Origin of the sequence: Paranoxybacillus vitaminiphilus (assembly GCF_003259935.1) — a bacterium.
Lineage (GTDB): Bacteria > Bacillota > Bacilli > Bacillales > Anoxybacillaceae > Paranoxybacillus > Paranoxybacillus vitaminiphilus.
Window position 1 is genome coordinate 1 of sequence record NZ_QLMH01000013.1, and the last position, 14,546, is coordinate 14,546.

At 35.3% G+C, this 14,546-nt stretch carries 14 protein-coding genes; 1 reads left to right on the forward strand and 13 read right to left on the reverse strand.

The window, feature by feature from the left end; translation table 11 throughout:
- Positions 1-198: 198 nt before the first annotated feature.
- Complete coding sequence (locus tag B0I26_RS13265; protein WP_111645908.1) at positions 199-1,635, reverse strand: glycoside hydrolase family 1 protein; 1,437 nt, start codon at positions 1,633-1,635, stop codon at positions 199-201.
- A gap of 257 nt (positions 1,636-1,892) precedes the next feature.
- On the opposite strand from B0I26_RS13265, the gene B0I26_RS13270 reads away from it, so the two are divergent.
- Entirely contained in the window at positions 1,893-2,618 is a 726-nt protein-coding gene (locus tag B0I26_RS13270) for a MurR/RpiR family transcriptional regulator (protein ID WP_111645909.1), read from the forward strand.
- A gap of 189 nt (positions 2,619-2,807) precedes the next feature.
- Here the strand turns inward: B0I26_RS13270 and B0I26_RS19030 are convergent, their stop codons facing one another.
- The 12 genes from B0I26_RS19030 to B0I26_RS13330 all read right to left on the reverse strand — a co-directional run bounded on the left by B0I26_RS19030 (position 2,808) and on the right by B0I26_RS13330 (position 14,545).
- Positions 2,808-3,023, reverse strand: a complete 216-nt coding sequence (locus tag B0I26_RS19030) for a 5-methylcytosine restriction system specificity protein McrC (protein WP_111645910.1) — start codon at positions 3,021-3,023, stop codon at positions 2,808-2,810.
- Positions 3,024-3,369: 346 nt separating this feature from the next.
- Positions 3,370-4,020: an ABC-2 transporter permease gene (locus tag B0I26_RS13280; protein ID WP_111645911.1), complete on the reverse strand. Its 651-nt coding sequence runs from the start codon at positions 4,018-4,020 to the stop codon at positions 3,370-3,372.
- A 2-nt stretch (positions 4,021-4,022) separates the two neighbouring features.
- Entirely contained in the window at positions 4,023-4,877 is an 855-nt protein-coding gene (locus tag B0I26_RS13285; protein WP_111645973.1) for an ABC transporter ATP-binding protein, read from the reverse strand.
- The gene (locus B0I26_RS13290) at positions 4,877-5,257 is read right to left on the reverse strand and encodes a GntR family transcriptional regulator (protein WP_111645912.1); all 381 of its coding nucleotides are present in this window, start codon (positions 5,255-5,257) and stop codon (positions 4,877-4,879) included. Before B0I26_RS13290 ends, B0I26_RS13285 begins: the two co-directional genes overlap by 1 nt.
- Before the next feature lie 402 nt (positions 5,258-5,659).
- Positions 5,660-6,472, reverse strand: a complete 813-nt coding sequence (gene modA / locus B0I26_RS13295; RefSeq protein WP_111645913.1) for a molybdate ABC transporter substrate-binding protein — start codon at positions 6,470-6,472, stop codon at positions 5,660-5,662.
- Positions 6,473-6,701: 229 nt separating this feature from the next.
- Positions 6,702-6,824, reverse strand: a complete 123-nt coding sequence (locus B0I26_RS19035) for a TrmO family methyltransferase domain-containing protein (RefSeq protein WP_220084983.1) — start codon at positions 6,822-6,824, stop codon at positions 6,702-6,704.
- A 76-nt stretch (positions 6,825-6,900) separates the two neighbouring features.
- Complete coding sequence (locus B0I26_RS13305; RefSeq protein ID WP_111645915.1) at positions 6,901-7,860, reverse strand: helix-turn-helix transcriptional regulator; 960 nt, start codon at positions 7,858-7,860, stop codon at positions 6,901-6,903.
- A gap of 258 nt (positions 7,861-8,118) precedes the next feature.
- Complete coding sequence (locus tag B0I26_RS13310; RefSeq protein ID WP_111645916.1) at positions 8,119-9,906, reverse strand: DUF2339 domain-containing protein; 1,788 nt, start codon at positions 9,904-9,906, stop codon at positions 8,119-8,121.
- Between the two features lie 677 nt (positions 9,907-10,583).
- Complete coding sequence (locus B0I26_RS13315; RefSeq protein WP_111645974.1) at positions 10,584-10,805, reverse strand: alpha/beta-type small acid-soluble spore protein; 222 nt, start codon at positions 10,803-10,805, stop codon at positions 10,584-10,586.
- 458 nt (positions 10,806-11,263) lie between these two features.
- A complete protein-coding gene (locus B0I26_RS13320) occupies positions 11,264-12,400 on the reverse strand; it encodes a hypothetical protein (protein WP_111645917.1) in 1,137 nt (378 codons plus the stop codon).
- Positions 12,401-12,410: 10 nt separating this feature from the next.
- On the reverse strand, positions 12,411-13,667 hold the full coding sequence (locus tag B0I26_RS13325; RefSeq protein ID WP_111645918.1) for a hypothetical protein: 1,257 nt from the start codon (positions 13,665-13,667) through the stop codon (positions 12,411-12,413).
- Positions 13,664-14,545: an ABC transporter ATP-binding protein gene (locus B0I26_RS13330; RefSeq protein ID WP_111645919.1), complete on the reverse strand. Its 882-nt coding sequence runs from the start codon at positions 14,543-14,545 to the stop codon at positions 13,664-13,666. The genes B0I26_RS13325 and B0I26_RS13330 overlap by 4 nt, the downstream gene beginning before the upstream one ends.
- Between the last annotated feature and the right edge of the window lies 1 nt (position 14,546).

A 14,546-nucleotide genomic window follows, 5' to 3' on the forward strand; every position in this document is an offset into this window, starting at 1 on the left:
GAGTAAATATTGAAGCCGACCATCTTAGATCGTAAAAGTGCCAATAGCCTTCTCCAATTTGTAATTTGCCCATTCTGCAATAAACTTATGAATTCTAGGGATAGTTCATAAAAATCCCCGTATAATTCTACATGTTCTAAGCTCTTCTCGATTTCTGATCGAATATTTAAGTATTGAAGGCTTTCTTTGAATAGACTTTTATAGTTTTTCCCCATTTGTTGCAATTACGTCTTTATACCAGAAAAACGACTTCTTCTTTTTCCGTTCTAATGTTCCGCTGCCATCGTCATGTTTATCAACATAAATGAAACCATAACGTTTGGAGAACTCGCCTGTCGACATACTTACCATATCAATACAGCCCCAGCTTGTATAGCCCATTAATTCAACACCATCTTCAATGGCTTCACCCATTGCTTTAATATGCTCACGAAGATAGTCAATTCGATAGTCATCATTGATCGTGCCGTCTTCTTCCACTTTGTCATAGGCTCCTAACCCATTTTCTACAACAAATAGTGGTTTTTGGTAGCGATCATATAATTTATTTAAGCTGATGCGTAATCCTACTGGGTCAATTTCCCAGCCCCAGTCGCTTGCTTTTAAGAACGGATTTCTTATGCCGCCAATAATATTCCCCTGTGCTGCTTCTGCATCTGTCTTCACTTTCTTCTCAGTGCGGGACATGTAATAACTAAAGCCAATATAATCAACAGTGCCTTCCTTTATTAATTCTAAGTCGCCATCTTGAATCTCTAATTCGATATTATGTTCTTTGAAGTAGCGCTTTATGAAAGCTGGATACTCACCACGTACTTGTACATCTGCACAAAAGTAATTGAACAGGCGTTCTTCCTGAAGGGCATACATTACATTTTCGGGATTGCAATCAAAAGAATAGACAGGTGCAAAGAGAATCATACAGCCAATTTTGGAGTTAGGAATGATCTCATGGCACGCTTTGACCGCAATGGCGCTTGCGACAAATTGATGATGGTATGCCTGGAAAGTAGCCTGATATTTATCCTCTTCTTTTTGAATTGAAAAACCAAGACCTTGAATTGGCATCACCAAGCCGGTATTGATTTCATTAAAAGTCATCCAATACTTTACTTTATTTTTATAACGATTGAAAATAGCTTTTACATATCTTTCGAAGAATGTCACCACTTGACGGTTTCTCCAGCCGCCATATTCTTTTACCAAATGCAGAGGCATTTCATAGTGAGAAATGGTGACGACTGGTTCAATCCCATGTTTATGCAATTCATCAAACACACGATCGTAAAAAGCCAACCCTTCTTCATTTGGCTCTAACTCATCGCCATTTGGAAAAATGCGTGTCCAGGCAATCGACATACGGAATGCCTTGAAACCCATTTCCGCAAACAACGCAATATCCTCTTTATACCGATGATAGAAGTCAATCGCTTCATGATTTGGATAGTAGTATTGATCACGATGGATTTCAAAATCAAAACCTGGATTCATTAATATTTTATACCGCTCTTTTCCGCCTGGCAGAACATCGGCAATACTTAGTCCCTTATTCCCTTCATTAAATCCGCCTTCTATTTGATTGGCTGCAGTTGCCCCTCCCCATAAAAAACCTTCAGGGAATCGATATTTTTTCATTTTGATTACCTCCAGAAATTTATTCCATCATTACTATTTGTTTTTTGCTTTTCTCTTCCTTATCAAGACTACAAAATAATCATAACTGCATTTAGCACGATAGTAAATGAATGAAAAATATCTAGTTTTTCATAACGGAAAAAGTGATTTGTTACATAAATGTAACACTATGTTTCTTGTGGGGAAGTTGTGTTAAAATGTAGTTATCAATTTTTTGCAGGTTACGATACTTTTTTACTGAAGGAGAAACTGGAGCAATGTTTTCAAATGACATCATCGCTTCTTTTAATGAATTAGAAACTTCTTTATACAATTATATTTGTCAAAACAGTGATAAAGTGGCTTATATGCGAATTCGTGAACTAGCGGCTGAAACCCATGTATCAACAGCGACGATTTTACGTTTTTGCAGGAAACTGAATTGTGAGGGTTTTTCCGAATTTAAAGTAAAGCTTAAAATGCATTTAAAAGAGAATAAAAAGACGATGATAAAAAGTTCCCAACAATCAATAGTAGAATTTTTTGAGCGAACGTTAAAAGGTGATTTAGAAGAAAAAATTAAGGAAGCTGCAAGGCTCGTTACCGAAGCAGATAACGTTATTTTTATTGGGATTGGAAGCTCTGGTATTCTTGCTGAATATGGTGCAAGATATTTCTCAAGCTTAGGTAAATTTTCGTTGTATATTAAAGATCCTCACTTTCCGATTCATTCCAAACTCCGTAATAATAGCGTAACAATCGCTTTATCTGTCTCAGGAGAAAATCATTTTACCGTCACTCATCTTAACCAACTTAAACAAAAAGGAAGTAAAATCGTTAGTATTACAAACAATAAACTCTCAACCGTTGCCAAAATCTCTGATATAAATATTTCCTATTATGTAACAGAGGAATTTTTTGAAGGATCTAATATTACTACGCAAGTACCTGTTGTTTATATTTTAGAATCTATGGCTCGGGAAATACATAAACTTAATCAATAGGCTGAAAATCCTAATGAATATATAAAAAGGTATAAGAGGCTGTCCCAAAAAGTCGTTTTACCGACCTTTTGGGACAGCCTCTATAACTTCTCGCATAACAGTGCCTTGCCGCTCATGTTCATCATATTTAAATTATTTAAAATTCCATCTAAATTATCCCTACAAATATCAACGTGAATAACTGTTATTTTAATTATCCCATTTTTCCGTTTCAACCTCATATTTACCAAGAGGATTCATATATCCATTATTAATACGGAACATCGGATAAACTAAGATAATGTTTTTGCAATATGCTAGTGAATACGAAAGCATTTGATAAATATCTGCTTGTGACACATTTACGTCTATGCCATGAATAGGATTTTTATATTTTACATCAATAATCGTTTCGATAGTTCTTATCTTTCAGTGCTTATTTCTCATAGTTTATTGATTAAATAAGATTTTTTATCGAAACTAATCGATTTATTTTGTTGCATGTATGTTTGTACAATGCTCTTTTTCAGCTATTAAAACAAAAAAGACAAGAAACTTTGTACAAACTTTTTATTACAAGGCATCTTTTTCATATTTAAAGAAATCAGCTTTCTATCTGCCATTCTCATTTTACGCTGTTCTATTTTTCTGCGGCTAACCTTTAATATTCCTTTTATGTTTATCTCTAATTTTTTTGAATGCGAACATTAAAGCAACAAAAAGAAATAACAATATGATGATTTTCATTCATATTCACCCTATAATATGATGATTATAAGTTTTTCTTTGAAAAGATTCGGATTGATATAACCATTGAAATCGATGCGATCAAAACGGCTATGACAAAAGGTACCCAAACCTTTATAGATTGAGGTATTGGTAAGTTAAAATTGATATTAATATCAATAGATTTATACCATTCAATAATAGTTGGCAGTATAAATGGAGTTAAAAAGACCGTAATAAAAAAGATATATTTTGTTTTTTCATACCCAAATTTAGTTTGAACAGGAATTAATAAACCGAAAAAAATAGAAATAATAAGAAGAGCTACTCCTACACTATAAATACTTAACCGTGTTAACCCATATGATGCACCAATTGCTGCAGCAAGATTATATAAAAGAAAGCACGCAATAAAAATCACGAGAATAAATACGTACTTTGCTTTAATAACACCATTTCGAGTATGTGGAGTTATACAAAGGAGAGCTGATCCTCTATATTTATCCTCTTGAAGCGAAATCATATTAAACAAAATATATTCCACAAATAAAACAGTAATAAGAAAACTGATAAAGCTGCCGTTACTTAATCCTAATTTTGAATTGATAAATATAGGTGCTACAATTGCAAAAATAAGCATAACCAATAGATACTTTTTTGCCAAAATTAAATCTTTTTTAACGAGATGAAATAACAATTTTATCCCTCCTTTACATAAGCCAACATTACATCTTCAATGGTGGGTCTTTCTATAATAATATCTTTCATTTGCTCACGTACTTGGTCTACTTTATTGGTAATTCCTTCGAATCCAAATGGTGTTTGACGTAATCTTAAAAATAATTTAGTCGAGTGTTCATTTATTAAACGATTATCACCTTTTATCAAAGCGTGTCTTTCTAATAGTTCGTCTTTGCTTTCATTGAATACGATTTTGCCATTGTCGATTAGAATAAGCATATCTGCTACTTTCTCTAAATCAGACGTAATATGAGTAGAAAAGAAAACACTTTTCCCCTCTTCCTCCATGAAATCTAAAAGTATTTCCATTAACTCATTACGAATTAATGGATCAAGCCCGCTTGTTGGTTCATCCATTATTAATAAATCCGCATGGTGAGATAGAGCTAAAGTAATAGCAAATTTCATACGCATACCTTTCGATAAAGTGGCAATTTTCTGGTCTAATTTTAAATTGAAGCGATTTATGTAGTTTAAGAAAACAGATTCATCCCAATTCGTATATGCCGGGGCAATAATACTCTTCATTTCTTTCAATGTCATCTCTTCATAAAAATAGCCTTCGTCTAAAACTACACCAATGCGATTTTTTATTTCGCATTCATTTTTTTTCATCTCTTTGCCAAAAAATTTAATGCTGCCGTTATCTTTGGGATAAAGTCCAAGAATGGTTTTAATTGTTGTTGTTTTCCCAGAACCATTTACACCGATGAATCCTGTTATGCAGCCTTCCTTTAGTGAAAAAGTTAATTGTTCTAAGCTGAAACTACCTAACTCTTTTTTTAAGTTATTTACCTCTAAAACGGCTTTCATCATTCATCATCCTCTTCAAAAATGATATCCATCATTGAGTAAAGTTCTTCTTTATTTATTCCAAGAGTTCTAGCCATTTGCCACACTTCTGAGAGCTTTTTTTCCACCAGATGCCTTTTAAATTCCGATAACATTTCCATGTTTTCAGACGCTACAAATGACCCCTTTCCTACAATAGTTATAATAAAGCCTTCTTTCTCTAACTCTTCATACACTCTTTTCGTTGTAAGAACACTAACATGCAAATCATTTGCTAATGAACGAATGGAAGGTAGTTTTTCTCCTTCTTTTAATTCTTGACGGAGAATGGCACCTTTAATTTGATCTTTTATTTGTTGATATAAAGGTCGTTCGGAACCGTTTTTAATAATTATTTTCATAGAAAAAACCTCTTTTAACTGTATATGTATTACATATACACTATATATATAATATACAAAATTTACAATTCAATTTTAATTAGAAATTTTTGAAATATCAAGGTGTTCACAAAATTGTAAAGGTATTCAATAAGCAATGAATATAGAATATATCTTTTGTACTTTGAATAAATAACGCTCATATAAAAAGAAAATGCAGGGCAATTCGCAATAGGAATTTCACCCCTGCTATGTTTTAGTGGTTATTCAGTGATTGTAATTTCACCGTGATGGAATGCTCCAAGACAACTTCAGAGGCTCGAAACTCTCGTAAGATGAACTGCTTTTGTATACGTTGTTTTTGCTTTACAAATCTAACTGCAAGTGACGGTACAGGGTGCCAACATTCTTGTGTTATATCGCTTATTTCAAAATCTTAAATCCGTATTTCTCAAAGATTTGGAGAGAATCTTTTGTCTGTAGGTATTGGTAGAAATCTGTGGCTTCTGTTTTATGCTGCGTATTTTTAATGATACCAACTGGATAAATAATGGGATCATGCATATTAGCGGACGCTGTGTCGACAATTTTTACCTTATCGGATATTTGTGCATCGGTTTTGAATACAATTCCTGCATCTATGGAATTTGTTTCTACGTACGATAATACTTGACGCACGTCCTTTGTGTACACAATTTTCCCTTTTACTTTTGTCCAAAGATTCAGCTTGGTCAGGGTTTGTTTTCCGTACTGACCTGCTGGAGTAGTTTCAGGATTCCCTATTGCAAATTGCTTTATGTTGCTGTTTGCCAAAGACGGAAATCCTTTTATGGTGTCTGCTTTGTCTTTTGGAACAATTAGAACGAGTTCATTTCCTAACAAGTTCTTGCTCTCTTCCTCTTTAATCAACCCTTTGTCTACGAGAGGACGAAACTTATTTTCAGCAGCCGAGAAAAATAGGTCTACTGGTGCTCCTTGTTCGATTTGCTGTTGTAATGCACCGGAACTTCCAAAGTTAAATGCTAGTTTTATATTTTCATGTTCTTTTTCATACTTTTTCTGAATTTCCGTTAGGGCATCTTGTAAACTGGCTGCTGCTGAGATAGTTAATGTTACGGTCTGTTTCGACTCTGTCTTCTTCGATTCCTGTTTTTCCGCTTGATTCGTACAGCCCAGAATAAAGAGGAGTGAAGTACACAAAAACACACTCATGATGATGCGAATAAAATGCTTCATGCTTTCTGTTCCTTCCTTTCTTATATATTTTATCATAAACTTATTATAATTATTTATAACTATTTCATACAATATATAATTAAATTGTATAATATATAATTATTTATATAGAACTGTGAAATATCTTGCCGTTATTCGATAGAAAACATACTATGTCCAGTACAAAGAAAAATCGCCTTATAGCACTTTTTCTCCAGAGCATTTCTTCTGTAAGGAGGTTCTATATCCATCATACATCGACATCCAGAAGATGAATATTGTTCTCCACAATACTTTTCAATCGAACAACAAAAAAACCGATTGAATTTGGTCTTTTCAGGAATCTCGTTGCAAAATACCATGCGGAAAACAAAATCCAGCGGTTTCAAGAGAAACCACTGGATTTTTGTTCATTTCATTCCTTCATCACCCTGCTAGCTAGATCTATTTCAGGTTTCATAAACCACCTGTCCAGTTTGCGATAAATCATAGCCACCTAATGCTTCCAAATCGTTTTTAAAGTTATCAGAGCTTAAAATTTGTCGGACTTGACTAATTAATTCTCTATTCTCATCGTTCTTTAAAATAACCAAATCATACTTTTCGTTAACTAATGGAATGAAATCAACATCTTTTACTAGGTTAGCTCCCCTTTCAATTCCTACTCCGACATCAGCATCCCCTTTAGCGACAGCACTTGCGACACTTACATGATTAGTTACCTCATTGTCATAACCGTTAATTTCAGATACAGGTATGCGATACTTTCTCAAACTTTCATCTAGTAAAACTCGTGCACCAGATCCTTTTTCACGGTTCACGATTTTAATATCTTTTCTTCTTAAATCTTCCCAATGCTTGATATTCAATGGATTTCCTTTTTTGACATAAAAGCCTGCCTTCCTTGTTAGTAAATGAATCACGATATATTGAAAATTCACTAGTATCTTACTTATATACGGAACATTATATTCACCTGAAATCCCTTCGATTAAGTGCGTACTTACAATGTCTGAATATCCTTGATACATTGAAATTAGACTTTCTAAGCTTCCAGCATAAGAACGTAGTGGCCGAAACCTTTTCGAGGATTTTTCTAAGTAGTTAGCCAAAATATCTAAACTTATATCTTGGCCACTTATGATTAACTGTCTCACTTGTGAATACCCTTGTGCTCCACTCGTTGTTTCTTTATTTAATGACTGTGATAATGACTGTGAGGAGCTTGACTGTAACTCTCCTTTTGACCTTTTTATATACTCTTCTAGATCGGAAGGATCAATTCTCATTTGCCGTCCGACACGATAAGCAGGTAATAAGCCTTTTTTCACTAAATCATATACGGTTAATTTTGAAACCTTTAATATGTTGGCCACTTCCTCGGTTGTATAAGAATGACTTTTTTCCATACTACTTACTCCTTCATTAGAAAATTTCGTTATAAGTAATTAAATATAATTTTATATAATGTTATTGATAACCTCCATACCATGATTTATATTTAATTATAAATAAACATATTAATTATATTTCGATAAGAAGATGGCTATGTATAAAGTAGTTTAGATTTAATTATATCATGTTTTGTTTAGCTCTTTGTTGTATACGTTTGAACATAAATAAAATAGAAAACCTTGTGTACCGAAATTGATACACAAGGTTTGACGTTACTTTTTCACATAGAATAAGCGGGATACCAATAGTCCGATTGTACCTAAACCAATAAATAATACGGTTCTCACAATAATCGTAACAAATTGAAGATCCACTAACACAATCTTACAAAGTGTGAGTAAGAGAAGGATCATTCCGACTAAGCGGATGTTTTTCTTACCTTTCACTACCCCAAAAACTACCCCTGCCACCGCATATAAGGCCCAAGCAAAGGATAATGTCATCATCTGCATACTAATAGACCAATTTTCTATGATGACACCAGTAATAGAAGAAAGGAAGATAAGGTGTGTAAGTACATTTACTCCTAACATAAAATCGCGTAAAACTTTGCGGGTTGCGTGATGATGATTTACTAAACGATATAGCACATATAAAGAACTGATTAATACAAACCAGCATAGCGTTTCTAAACTTAGAATTTCTCTAATTTCTTGATATGCCATAGTGGTAAATACCCCTATTGCATAGACAACCCAACCGATATACTTTTGAAGTGTAGTTTTGAAACGGTAACCTAAATAGATAGCTAAAGTTCCTTTAATCAAATAGATAATCGCTCTGAAAGCATCATCATCTACAAGCTGATACACCAACAACGCCGCACTCAACGTACTGATAGCTAACCCTACCGCTGTTTGCTGGTGCTCTTGCTTTTTCAAACCTTTATAAGCTAAGAAGCCATAACCACCTGCAGAAACAAGTAAATACAGATCCAATAAAACAGCGGTTTTTACATGCACTTGGAAAGGTGTTAATGTTTCCAATCCATCATAAGACAAATCGAATTGGAATCCTTCAAAAGCCCATAAAGTTGTAATCGCAAAACTTGTAAAGACAAGAGGCAATACCTTGACCTTGATCTTTTGGAACTTGCCTTTGAATCCAAAATAGCCGATTAAAATGTGCTGTATCACCGCTCCAAAAGCAGCAGACAACATGATTTTGTCGATATCTGTGCTCCATAAGAGTGTCGCTACATATAACATAACCACTACATGCCATAATACACTTGCTGTATAGAATAGTCGTTTATACCCTTGTTTCACTGCAAATAACAACAATAACGTGTAGAAGCATGTTTCATAGGCTGTAAACAGCGCAGCAGCCTCTTCATGACCTTCAATTAAAAACGGAACAAGATACCCCGCAAAAGCGGTTAATATCGCAATCACTTCGGATTTATGGCGTTTTGCCAATTGTAGCCCCAAGACAATCCATCCAACATTTAAAATAAATGCCGCCACTCCCGGCACCATGTCATATAGTACATGCATCGCAAATGTTGTAAGAATCAAAAGAGAAATCGCGCCTGATAATAAAACTTTTCCTAAACTTTCTCTTTGTTTTTTGATTTGCTTTTCTCCTAACCACACAAGTAAACCGGAACCGGCAAATCCCATCAAAATTCTGACTGGTTCCGTTAATATTCCCATTGCAGCAGCAATCGTAAATCCCCATACCAATCCGAGCAAGAGAACGAAGATAAATATTCTAGGAAGCCACACTCTTCCGATGACATGCTCCCAATCTATCGAACCAGACTCTTTCTGTTGCACTGACGGAGAAACTGCTTTTTCTTGTCCTTCTCTTGTTTTAAACTGAATCGCTTTTCCTTTCTTCTCAGAAGCTATAATTTCTTTTCGCTCTTGCGTTCGAGGTACTTTTTGCGCTTCTTGTCCCCCTTGCAACACACTTTCAACTTGCGCCTTTAATACATTCATTTCTTTTTCTAGAACAGCAATCCGTTGTTCTAGTTGTTCCATACGTTTTGGGTCCATTAACTGTCTCCTTTCATTTTCTAAGATAGATAAAAATAAAAAATCACCCTGACCACGTTTTCTTTATTGTGCCATTCTTATTTAACGAACCCGGACCTGAGTACAATAAAATTTACTCCTTATCGCAGTAAAGAACCCGTTGAGAAAAAAGGTTATTCTGTTCAGATGGACCACCTCTCTATTTGCATTGCTTCTCTTGCTGAATATACAATTCGACCATTTATATACAATTATCCTTCTTTTTCCTGAAAGAAGATGTATATGCGGTTCGCTAAAACAGCCGCACCGGATATACGCTTGCTTGTGCCTATGAGTGGAAACCACCTCTATGTCGAAAACCGTATATAAAATACAGTAATTGACCGAAACAAATGAACGACTTTGTTAAGGGGGTTGCCCTTCCTGTTTGATTTTGTTCCTTTATTTCTTGAAATATATTATTTAAGCTGTCATCATTAAGTAAACATTCCTACCATCTCGCGTAATACCCGCTAATATCAAAAATTCGCCCTGCCTTCGTTTCGCAAATGAGCTTACACATATAAATGAAAAATCACTTGTATACGAAAGTAATTTTTTTATTTGAAAGACTTGAAAAGTAAAAAGCATCCAAGCAGAAAGTTCGCTTGGATGCTAATGATAAAGGAATGGAACGCTTTGCAAAATACATGAATAAATCAGTGTGTTTGGAAAGTTGATTGTAATTTCTGTTGAGCCATTAATACTAAACGTTTTGTAATTTCTCCTCCGACTGAACCATTGGCTCGAGAAGAAGTATCCGGACCGAGCTCCACACCAAATTCACGGGCGATTTCGTACTTCATTTGTTCAATTGCAGCCGCTGCATCAGGAATTAGAATCTCATTCGAATTATTCACTCGTTGGTTTTGTTGTTGCATTGGCAATATTATCATCTCCTTTCATATTTTGTTATTAATATCCATTTAAAAAATAATTTTATACGTCATACAGGTAATTTATGGAACTAATACAGAAAGTTATAACGCTTAGATATTCGTTTTTAATAAAAATCGCAATTCGTCATACAGCGGGGAGTCTAAATCCTGCTTCACAAAGAATTAAGCATTTAGTTGTAAAATGGCAATGATTATTGTCAATCTGTATTTTGTGGTGCGATTTGATGTGTTTTAATACTCGAGTGTTAATTAACAATAATAAAAAGCATACCAGCTTATATGCGGCTTGGTATGCTAAACACATTTTAATTTGTATGATTTAGGTCTAAGACACATTTCAAATTTTCCCACAAATGAGTTTAAGAATGTGTCGAAAGTGTCAAAGCTGTATATCAAGTCTTCGTTGTTCCGCGAGCCTCTACTTTTATGTGATGCAACTTCTAGTGTAAAAGATCGACTTTTTTCTCCTTTTTAACAGACCAGAAATAAACGAAGCTGCCAATTAAGATTAACAAAACATATGCAGATGGCAAAAAGTATATTGGCAATCCGATCTTTGTGATACGCACTACCAAATAATCGATGACGACCGCAAATAACAAAATGGCCAGCGGCACTTGAAATCCGACTATTGATATATAGTTAGGAGCCCGGTTGGATAGAACTGCGACAATAATGGTCAACGTAAATGTAAGTAAATAAATTGAAACGATGGTCAAAAGGATATATTGAAAAAATGTTAATTCAAACCAAAATACCTCGTGGGTAAAGACTGAGTTAATGTTAGAATCCAAAAACATCCCCACTTTATTGCCTCTATAAAGTAGAAAAAACAATCCGAGCTGCATCGTTGTAATGAAGCCAGCCGCAATAAAAGCTGTCTGAAGTTTCAGGTTAAAAATTTTACGGCCTGTTTTGTTTGAGTATTGCAGAAATACGACATGATTACGGCGATCCTGCAGGAAAATCGGCGAAATCATAAACATAATACTTATTATGATGAGAATGGCAACATAACGAATGAGGTTATTGTAATTTTCGAATACCTCGGCTGACATAATATTGCCGGATGCAATGGTATCCTTTATCCTTTCTTTCTGCTCTGCAGTCAGTGGATGGTCTACTATAGAAAATAGAGAATCTCTGTTTTCGTAATACTCAATCAAGGTTTCCCGTGCTTGCAGCTCCCAAAATAAATCAACTTGATCTACAAATATAATCTGATCCACAAGCTCTCCTATTTCCTGTTTTTCTGTATCCGCTGTACGAAACTTCTCGTAGGTGTCAAGTCCTGCTTCTACGTACTCCTGTCGTGCTTGCAAGTACGCATCAGCAGCAGCCTTTTCTTTTTCATAGACTTTTTTAAAGTGTTCAAATTCTTCCTGATTCATCTGATATCCGTACTGTTCAATCATTTCCATACTTATACGGTAAAGATCGAGAGCCGGTCTCCCGTTTGGAAAGTGTTCGAAGTAAAAATTAATGAATAGCTGATAGAAGATGAAGCTAATGATAAAAAGTAAACACACCATCTTTAATTGAAAAATTTTCTTTAATTCATATAATATAATTCTCACAAAAATCCCCCTAGTCAATTTGCTCTTTATTAAATTTTAAGAAGGTAACTACGGTTACAATCGCTAGCAGACATGTCCATATGACACTTGTCATCCATATATAGTTTTTTGGAAAGAATACATTCCAGCCAATGAACCAAAGATGTGGATTTAAAATAAGCTCAAAAGGTGTATATCTTGTCCAAAATATCGCCGAAGATGTATTAGGAACGATGCCAGGTACTAAGAGACAAAGACCAAATAAGAGGGCAAATGCTGCATAGACCAGATAGTTGTTTTTGATCCATACGGCGATGGAATAAGTAATGACAGTGAAAAAAAGCTGACAAATGATGAAAACGACCAACACACAGCTTAGATATATTCCAAATGGAAGTTTCCACCATGAAATATACGGAAAAGGAAACTCGTTATTGAAGAAGCTGCTGATCGGTATCCCCCAGAGTCCGCTGTAATCGAAGACAAGGAAATAGACCAACAGCGTGGCTCCGAGAATGACGGAGCTAATACACAAAGTGGCGAGCAAATTAGCGACAAGCTTATCCAGCATGAGCTTTCTGCCCCTTTTGGAAGCATAAGATGTTAAATGGGTTTGGTTTTGAAATTCATAGGTCGTGACATGTCCGGTAATGAGTACGACTAGTATCATCACTTCAAAGATCATTTGCCGCATTAAATCTTTGAATAGGAACGAATGCATACGATACACATATCCTATGAAAAATAAGTTCTTATGTTCCCCCGCCTCGATTAATTCGTCTAGACGGTTGTTCAATTTCTTATAGTACTCCCGTGTTACTTCAGCTGTTTTTCCGCTCAAGCCATACTTATTAATGTCTGCCTTCGCCTTTTTCGATAAATCCAAATGACTATACTTTTGATCAACTTCCTGTATTAGTTCATAGTATCCTTCGACAATGGCTGTCTCAGTGATGACATGCAGTTCTTCTTCACTCAACACCTCGCTTCTATACTCATATTCCGAGAAAAAATCACCTGCACGCTCATATGTTTTGCCGAATTTTTTTCTTGTAAGTTCGTTCATTTTCTGCAGCTTTGACTGGTAATAGGCTTGTAACTTTGCAGACATCTCGGCATCAATCTTATAGCCAAACCTCTCCACTAACTGGTTGGTCACCTTCAGCTCTTCACGAATTCCAGCATGGTTATATATCAACCAAAAGTTGAAAAATAAAAATAACATAATCAATATACTGACAACCGGTGACTGAAACGCTTTTTTCAGTTCAAACCTCCAAACATTCATATTGCACTCGACTCCTGTATATCGTCGCGATATACGTACAGAAATACATCCTCAAGATTTGGCTTCACGGCAGTCCAGGTTGGTTCCGGAGTCTTCTTTGAAATAAACCTTATTTTCAACAAACCATCCTCTTGTTTTTCGGATAATGAAAAGACTTCCTTCTTAAACATGGCCGCCTGTTCATAAGGAATGCTTGTCTCATATACCATGCCCGCAATGACTTTACAAATCTCGTCTATACTGCCCTTATATAGTACCTGCTTGTCCTTAATCATAATAATTTCATTCGCAATAGATTCCACGTCTGAAACAATATGAGTGGACAGGATGACGATGCGGTCTCTCGCAAGCTCTGACAACAAATTACGGAATCGCACACGTTCTTTCGGGTCAAGTCCCGCTGTTGGTTCATCTAGAATTAGTATCTTGGGGTCATTTAGCATCGCTTGTGCAATCCCCACCCGTTGAATCATTCCCCCGGAGAATTTTTTCATCTTTTTCGTGGCGACATCTTCAAGCGCAACAAGTTTTAAGAGCTCATCGATTTTCTTATTGACCACTTTTTTGTCCATGCCCTTCAATGCACCGATATACGCCAAAAATTGCTTCGGGCTATAGTTTTTGTAGTATCCAAATTCTTGCGGTAAGTACCCTAATTGCTCACGATACTTCTCACCTAATCTTGTGATATTTGTTCCGTTATACAAAATTTCTCCTGAGCTTGGAAAAATGAGCGTTGTTAACATCTTAATGAGCGTCGTTTTTCCCGCTCCATTCGGTGCAAGGAGCCCGTATACTCCGTTTGAAAACTCTAAATTAATATCCTTAAGTGCCTCAAATTTGCCATAGCTTTTACTCACATGATTGACGACTAACAAG

Coding starts and splice junctions, on each gene's coding strand:
- modA (WP_111645913.1), bottom strand. CDS start 6,472: ATGAAGCATTTTATTCGCATCATCATGAGTGTGTTTTTGTGTACTTCA.
- B0I26_RS13265 (WP_111645908.1), bottom strand. CDS start 1,635: ATGAAAAAATATCGATTCCCTGAAGGTTTTTTATGGGGAGGGGCAACT.
- B0I26_RS13315 (WP_111645974.1), bottom strand. CDS start 10,805: ATGCAACAACAAAACCAACGAGTGAATAATTCGAATGAGATTCTAATT.
- B0I26_RS13285 (WP_111645973.1), bottom strand. CDS start 4,877: ATGAAAGCCGTTTTAGAGGTAAATAACTTAAAAAAAGAGTTAGGTAGT.
- B0I26_RS13310 (WP_111645916.1), bottom strand. CDS start 9,906: ATGGACCCAAAACGTATGGAACAACTAGAACAACGGATTGCTGTTCTA.
- B0I26_RS13270 (WP_111645909.1), top strand. CDS start 1,893: ATGTTTTCAAATGACATCATCGCTTCTTTTAATGAATTAGAAACTTCT.
- B0I26_RS13290 (WP_111645912.1), bottom strand. CDS start 5,257: ATGAAAATAATTATTAAAAACGGTTCCGAACGACCTTTATATCAACAA.
- B0I26_RS13325 (WP_111645918.1), bottom strand. CDS start 13,667: ATGAATGTTTGGAGGTTTGAACTGAAAAAAGCGTTTCAGTCACCGGTT.
- B0I26_RS13305 (WP_111645915.1), bottom strand. CDS start 7,860: ATGGAAAAAAGTCATTCTTATACAACCGAGGAAGTGGCCAACATATTA.